We start from the raw sequence: 6267 nt of genomic DNA on the forward strand, positions 1-6267 counted from the left end.
AAAGCTATGGTGTTTGCGATAAATACGCATTACGACAATCCGGAGACGGCGGAGATAGAAGGTGTTAACGTGAATCCGGAGTTTGGATGTTTCGGCTGCCACTTTGGAAAGGAAGCTGTTCCGAGAATGGTCGAATGGGGCAGATCTGCCCACGGAGGATATCTGCTTGAAGTGAAGGAAAAGGATCTTTCGGCGGCTATATCTGAGGACATCGCTCCGGCGTGGGTGCATTACGATTTCAAACAGCCTAATTGGAAAGTTTGCCAGAAATGTCACACTTCAACGGGCTTTAGAAACTTCGCCAGCGATCCTGACAATTACAATCCGGCAAACAATACGTTCTTGCTGAGCGGACAGCAAAAAGAGCTGTTATACTGCTGGGCGTGTCACAAAGTGGAAGATAAAAGTTTTGATTTAAGAAATCCGGGCAAATTTGAGAAAACCGCGGAATATTCTGAACCGGCAGACAGAATCTCAGCTGTCCCAGACCTCGGAGGAGCGAACCTGTGTATGGTCTGCCACTCCGGAAGGAGCAGCGGAGAGGCGATAAAGAAAGCTGAAGACATTAAAAAGCACTTCGGAGCGTTTAACTCCCACTACTTAGCGGCTGGAGGAATCATTTTCAGAACGCTGCCCTACGAGTTTGACGGAAGGGAATATACAGATTTCAATCCGCATCAGAACATCGATGGTCTTTGCATCGCATGCCACATGCCGAACGAGGACCATACATTTGAAGCTGTTGTTGAAGAGAACGGAAAAGTCGAAATTAAAGCTAAGAGTGTCTGTGAAAAATGTCATAAGGACTTAGAAGAGCTTGCGAAGACGATTGAAGAAAGGAAGAAGCAGTATGAGGAAACTCTAAAATATATAGAGCAACTTCTGGCGGAGAAGGGAATATACTACGATAAAGCAGCTTATCCGTACTTCTATCCGTCACCCAGTGGTGGAAGAGGACCGCCTAACGCATTCACGGACTGGCCGGATAAAGACACTCTCGGTTCCGCTTACAACCTCAACCTCTTCGCTCGCGAGCCGGGAGCTTTCGTGCACAATCCAAGTTACGTGAAACAAGTGCTGTACGATACGATAGATTACCTTGACGACGGAGAACTTAACAACTCGGCGTTAGAGAAAGCTCCAGAGGAGGTCAAAAAATTCCTTGAGGGAGCAAGGTAAAAACATTATTCCATTTTTTTAATTTTACGAATACGAGAAAGGAATGCAAAGAATTCTGTAACCACTTGCAATGAAATGAAAGTCGATTGCGAATTGAAAACCTGTTTTTTATTCCACGATGCTGTCGTTAGCTGTTCAGCTCTTCCCACTTTCAAACCGGTGCTGGCTGTGAAGGAGTTAGCTTAAGAAAAAATGAACAGCAGCAGGTATACTGCGAAAACCAAGCAGACTATAAGCACTCCGTATCCGGGAGTTAGTTCCCTCAGCTTTAGTTGTGTTATAGCTTTCAGCTTTCCGGAAGTTTCGAGTAGCTTTCTGTCAAGCTCTTTGGAGAACTCAGTGAATTTCAGGCAATAATAGATGAAATAGTTTCCTACAATCCTTGGAAGCCAGTCAGTGTCGAGGACGATTTTTTCTTCTCCCCTCAGCTTCTCCCTCATTATCCAGAAGGCGAAGAACGTGAAGAGCAAAAGCTGGCTCATGGAGATAACTTTTGCCGGATCGTAGGGGTTGTATTCAACTGGATACGGGAGTAGGGAGTAGAGAATTTCGTATCCCGGATACGTGCCGAAGAAAATGTTTAAGGCTGCGAGAATAACCATTCCGGCTATCATGTTCTTCGGAGGCTCTCTTGCCTCTATCACAGGATCTCTTGAGAACCAAACGTTCCACGGGAGCTTCAATCCCGTGTGGAGGAATGTTCCCACCGAAGCTCCTTCAAGGAGGAACCAGATTAAAACGAGGTGCTCCTCTGCTGAAGCGTAAACCGTCATGTTCTTGCTAACGAATCCGCTGAAAAGGGGAAAGGCTGAAATCGAAAAGGCTCCTATCATGTACAGATAGAAGGTTACTGGCATGTACTTATAAAGCCCTCCCAGCTCCGTGAACTTGCTTCTTCCAGTGACTTCTATCACAGCTCCCATTCCCATGAAGAGAAGGGCTTTGTAGAGGATGTGGGTGAAAGCGTGGGATGTGGCTCCATTTATCGCCATAGCCGTGCCTATTCCGACTCCAGCCACCATGTATCCTACCTGGGAAACTATGTGGTAAGCTAACAGTCTTCTGCCGTCGTTTTCGAGAACTGCAAATATGACACCGTACATCGCCATAATCGCTCCGAGCCACATTAACAGCTCTTCTCCGGCAAAACCTCTTGCTAAGGCGTAAACTGCACTTTTCGTCGTGAAAGCCGTTAAATAGACAGCTCCGGTAACTGTTGCTTCCGGATACGCATCTGGAAGCCATGCGTGAAGAGGAGGGACGGCTGCGTTTATTATAAAACCAAGGAGAATGAGGTAGTAAGCAAGACCAACGTTATTGAAAGCTTTGAACTCTATTGTGTTCGTTTGCAGCACGTACAAAACAATTCCGGCAAGGAGGAAAAGACCTCCGGCAAGATGCCACAAAGCATATCTAAATCCAGCTTCTTCAGCCTTTTTAGTTCTCCTAAACCAGATCAGGAAGAGAGAACCTACCGCCATGAGCTCCCAGAAAATGTAGAACGAAAATAAATCTCCGGCGAATACAACTCCCAAAGCGCTTCCGACATATACCATCGCTGAAAAATGCTCCAAGCTACTTGAGTGAAGGGCATAGACGTTCATCGCTATCGCTGCTATAGAGAAAACGTAGGCAAAAACAAGAGAGAGCTTGTCGACTCGAATTAATACATCGTAATTCAGAAATTCCGTTTTAAGCTCGAAGGGAAGTTCTCCAAAGTAGCCGAGGGATGTGAGAATGAGAATTAAAAGAGAAATCAGAGGTAAAGCAAGAAATATCATCTGCTCAACTCTTCTTGGTCTTAGGAAAGGAAGAAAAATCGCTCCCGCAAGCACAACAATTCCGGGATGCACCCACATTCTACCTCACCTTCTTCAGCTTTTCGTAGTAGTCCTCTTCTTTCATTATGAACTTCCCAATCGATTTCGAGATTACAACGAGGGCTATGCACATAACGAAGCCGAAAGCTGCGCTGAAAGCTGGAACCTCCCAGTAGAAATGCCGTTTAGGATGTGCAAAGAAAGTATAAACTACGTCAGCGATTATTAAAATCAAGGCGAGGGCGTAAAGCAATCTAAAGCCCCTCATTTGCCAACCCCCCATAAATCGTTAACTGCTTGCTTCGCAAGCTCGAAAACGTTTAAGGTATCGGGATTAAGGAAAAGAACGATTGAGAAAATTGCCGTGACTGTTAGCGGAACGATCATGTAGATGTAATAGATGTGATCGAATTCTTTGAAATTCAAACTGCCCCCTCTGAAGAAAGCGTTTCTCACTATCGGCAAGAAATAAACGGCATCGAGCAGAGAGGCGAAGAGGATTGTTGCTAAGGCGAGTAAGTTGTCGGCATTTATCGTTCCAAAGGCTATGTACCACTTGCTTATGAACCCAGCTGCTGGCGGAATTCCGCTCATTCCGATCGCTCCGACTGTGAAGGCTGCGAATGTTAAGGGTAGGCTTTTTCCGAGTCCATCAAGCTCGCTGACTTTATCCTTGCCACTTATCACAGCTATTGCTCCAGCGCAAAGGAACAGAGTTATTTTCATGTATCCGTGGAAGGGGATGTGCATGGCAGCTCCGATAAATGCTGATGGATTAAGCATGGCAGCTCCAAGCATTATGAAGGAGAGCTGGTTTATGGTTGAGTAGGCGATCCTCCTTTTCAGGTTGTCCTCTCCTATCGCAAGCAAATTTGCTACGATCATCGTAAATCCAGCCACTATCGCTAATATTGCCCCAAGGTTTAGCTCACTCATGAGTTCAACGCCGTAAATGTAGTAGACGACCCTCATAACTCCGAAAACTCCAGCTTTTACAACTGCAACAGCATGTAGTAAAGCTGAAACTGGCGCCGGAGCTACCATGGCTGTTGGAAGCCAGGAATGCAGTGGTATGTAAGCGGCTTTGACAAAACCGAGGAGGAAAAGTATGAATAAAGCTTTTAGAGTAAATTCATCTCCGAAAAGAATTCCTCCGGCTTTAAAATCTGTCGTTCCGGTGAGCCAGTAGGTTATCACCGACGCAGCTAACAAAGCTCCTCCGGAGGGGAGAAGATACGCTAAGTATCTCCTTCCGGCTGAGATCGCTTCTTTGCTTTCCTCGTGGGCAACAAGCGGATACGTGCTGATTGTGAGAAGCTCGTAAAAAACGTAGAAGGTGATTAAATTTTTCGAGAAAGCAATTCCAAAAGCTGAAAATAACGCTACGGCAAAACTGAAGAAAAATCTCGTTTGAGCATGCTCTTTTAAAGCTCTCATGTATCCTACAGAGTATATAGAAACGAGTATCCAGAGAGAAGAAGATGTTACGGCGAAAATCGTTCCGAAAGCATCGGCTTTAAAGGAAAAATCTATTCCCGGAGCTATGCTGAAAAGAGATACTTCCACTGGACCTTCAAGAACTTCTTTTGAAAGGAGGAAGATTGAGAGAAAGCTGATTATCGAAGCAGCTATTGTAACTGCTTCTCTCAAGTTTGGATGTTTTCTTAAGAGGAGTATGAATATCGAAGCAATTCCAGGGGTGAATACTGGCAGAATTAAAAGCTCTTCTGCTCTCATCCAACCACCTCAAGGGTTTTCGCTATACTCTCAAGGAACATCACTCCCTTAGCCAGCCAGAACACTCCTGCAAGGATGCAGAGGACGGCGAGTATCAAAGCTGGGTAGAGTATCAAAGCTGGAAGATCGTCTCTTTTGACTTCTTCATGATGCCCTTTCATGTACAATGCCTCGATAACCCTCCAGAAGTAAACCAAACTAAGAAGAGAGCTTGCGATCATTACGGCTATGAATCCAAGCTGTCCAGTCTCAAGAGAAGCGAGGATAATGTAGAATTTCGTAACGAATCCCGCAGTAGGTGGAATTCCAATCATGGAAATTGCAGCTATGGTGAATGCCGCAGCTGAGAACGGCATTCTTCTTCCGAGCCCTTCAAGCTCCTCTATTCTTTTTGCATTAGTTTTGTATATGAAGCCGCAGGCGACCATGAATAAAGTGGCTTTCATGAGCGAGTGGTTTAAGAGGTGGGCTGCTGCAGCCATAATACCCCACTTCGTGTTTAAAAAGCTCATAGCCAGAACTATGTATCCGACGTGAGAGATTGAGGAATAGGCGAGCATTCTTTTCAAACTTCTCTGCATTATTGCGAAAATCGATCCGAGGATTATTGCAGCTGAGGCTATCCATGCCACAAGAGTCCATACGGCTAAGAACTTCTCAAGAAACTCTGTTGTGAAAACCGAAAATATTATTCTTATTAAAGCGTAGGCGTTTATCTTCGCCATCGCCGTGGATATTAGAACTGTTACAGCCGATGGTGAAAATTCGTAGGCATCGGGCTGCCAGATGTGGAAGGGAATTAAAGCCATTTTAATTGCCAATCCGATGAAGTAAAAGACGAAAGCTGCATGAACGACTTTATTTTCGTAGAGCAGGCTTAAAAGAATCTTTGCATCGAGCATGTTTAAAGTTCCGGTAACAGCGTAAAGGAAAGCTGTGCCAAGAAGGTAGAAGGAAATTCCGACTGTGCCGAGGATTAGATAATTGTAAGAGGCGACAAGAGCTCTTTTGCCAGCCATCGCTATCAAAGCGTATCCAGCCAAAGAGGCAATCTCCATAAAAACGAAGAGGTTGAAAAGATCTCCGGTGACAGCAACTCCGCACATTCCGGAGATCAAAAGCTGCCAAAGGGTGTAGAAGTAGGGAATCTTGTATTCCTCTATTTCTTTTTCCACGATTCTCTTAGCGTAAATCGTTGCGAAAAAGCTGAAGAATAAAACTACAAGGAGCGTGTAAGCTCCGAGTTCGTCTGTGGCGTATTCTATTCCCCAGGGAGGTCTCCAGCCGCCGAGCCAGTACCTTATCGTTCCGTACTTCGTTACGTGGTCGAGAATGAAAATCGAGAGAATCAGCTGGAAAGTTACGGTTCCGAGGGAGATGTAGTAGCCTATCTTCCTGTTAAAAATTCCGCTGAGGAGAATCGTAAAAGCTGATAAAAGCGAAGTTGCAACCACCACTACCGGAAAATGCTCGATCATTCCATCAGCTCCTTCAGCTCATCCTCTTCTAACGTTCCGTATTCTCTGTAAAT

Annotated in this window: 4 protein-coding genes and 1 pseudogene; 1 reads left to right on the top strand and 4 read right to left on the bottom strand. The window is 45.2% G+C overall.

Features of this window, described 5'->3' with window-relative positions; translation table 11 throughout:
- Positions 1 to 1179 (top strand): annotated as a pseudogene (locus F7C14_RS02045) (hypothetical protein); the annotation flags it as partial.
- Positions 1180 to 1361: 182 nt separating this feature from the next.
- Here the strand turns inward: F7C14_RS02045 and F7C14_RS02050 are convergent.
- The 4 genes from F7C14_RS02050 to F7C14_RS02065 are packed head-to-tail and all read right to left on the bottom strand — an operon-like array spanning position 1362 to position 6214.
- Positions 1362 to 3038 (bottom strand): Na(+)/H(+) antiporter subunit D, encoded by a 1677-nt coding sequence (locus F7C14_RS02050; RefSeq protein ID WP_290899471.1) that lies wholly within the window; start codon positions 3036 to 3038, stop codon positions 1362 to 1364.
- Between the two features lies 1 nt (position 3039).
- Complete coding sequence (locus tag F7C14_RS02055) at positions 3040 to 3267, bottom strand: hypothetical protein (protein ID WP_290899473.1); 228 nt, start codon at positions 3265 to 3267, stop codon at positions 3040 to 3042.
- Complete coding sequence (locus tag F7C14_RS02060) at positions 3264 to 4736, bottom strand: monovalent cation/H+ antiporter subunit D family protein (protein ID WP_290899476.1); 1473 nt, start codon at positions 4734 to 4736, stop codon at positions 3264 to 3266. Before F7C14_RS02060 ends, F7C14_RS02055 begins: the two co-directional genes overlap by 4 nt.
- On the bottom strand, positions 4733 to 6214 hold the full coding sequence (locus F7C14_RS02065; protein WP_290899478.1) for a monovalent cation/H+ antiporter subunit D family protein: 1482 nt from the start codon (positions 6212 to 6214) through the stop codon (positions 4733 to 4735). The genes F7C14_RS02060 and F7C14_RS02065 overlap by 4 nt, the downstream gene beginning before the upstream one ends.
- Positions 6215 to 6267 lie beyond the last annotated feature (53 nt).

Source organism: Ferroglobus sp. (assembly GCF_015521575.1).
Taxonomy (GTDB): Archaea; Halobacteriota; Archaeoglobi; order Archaeoglobales; family Archaeoglobaceae; genus Ferroglobus.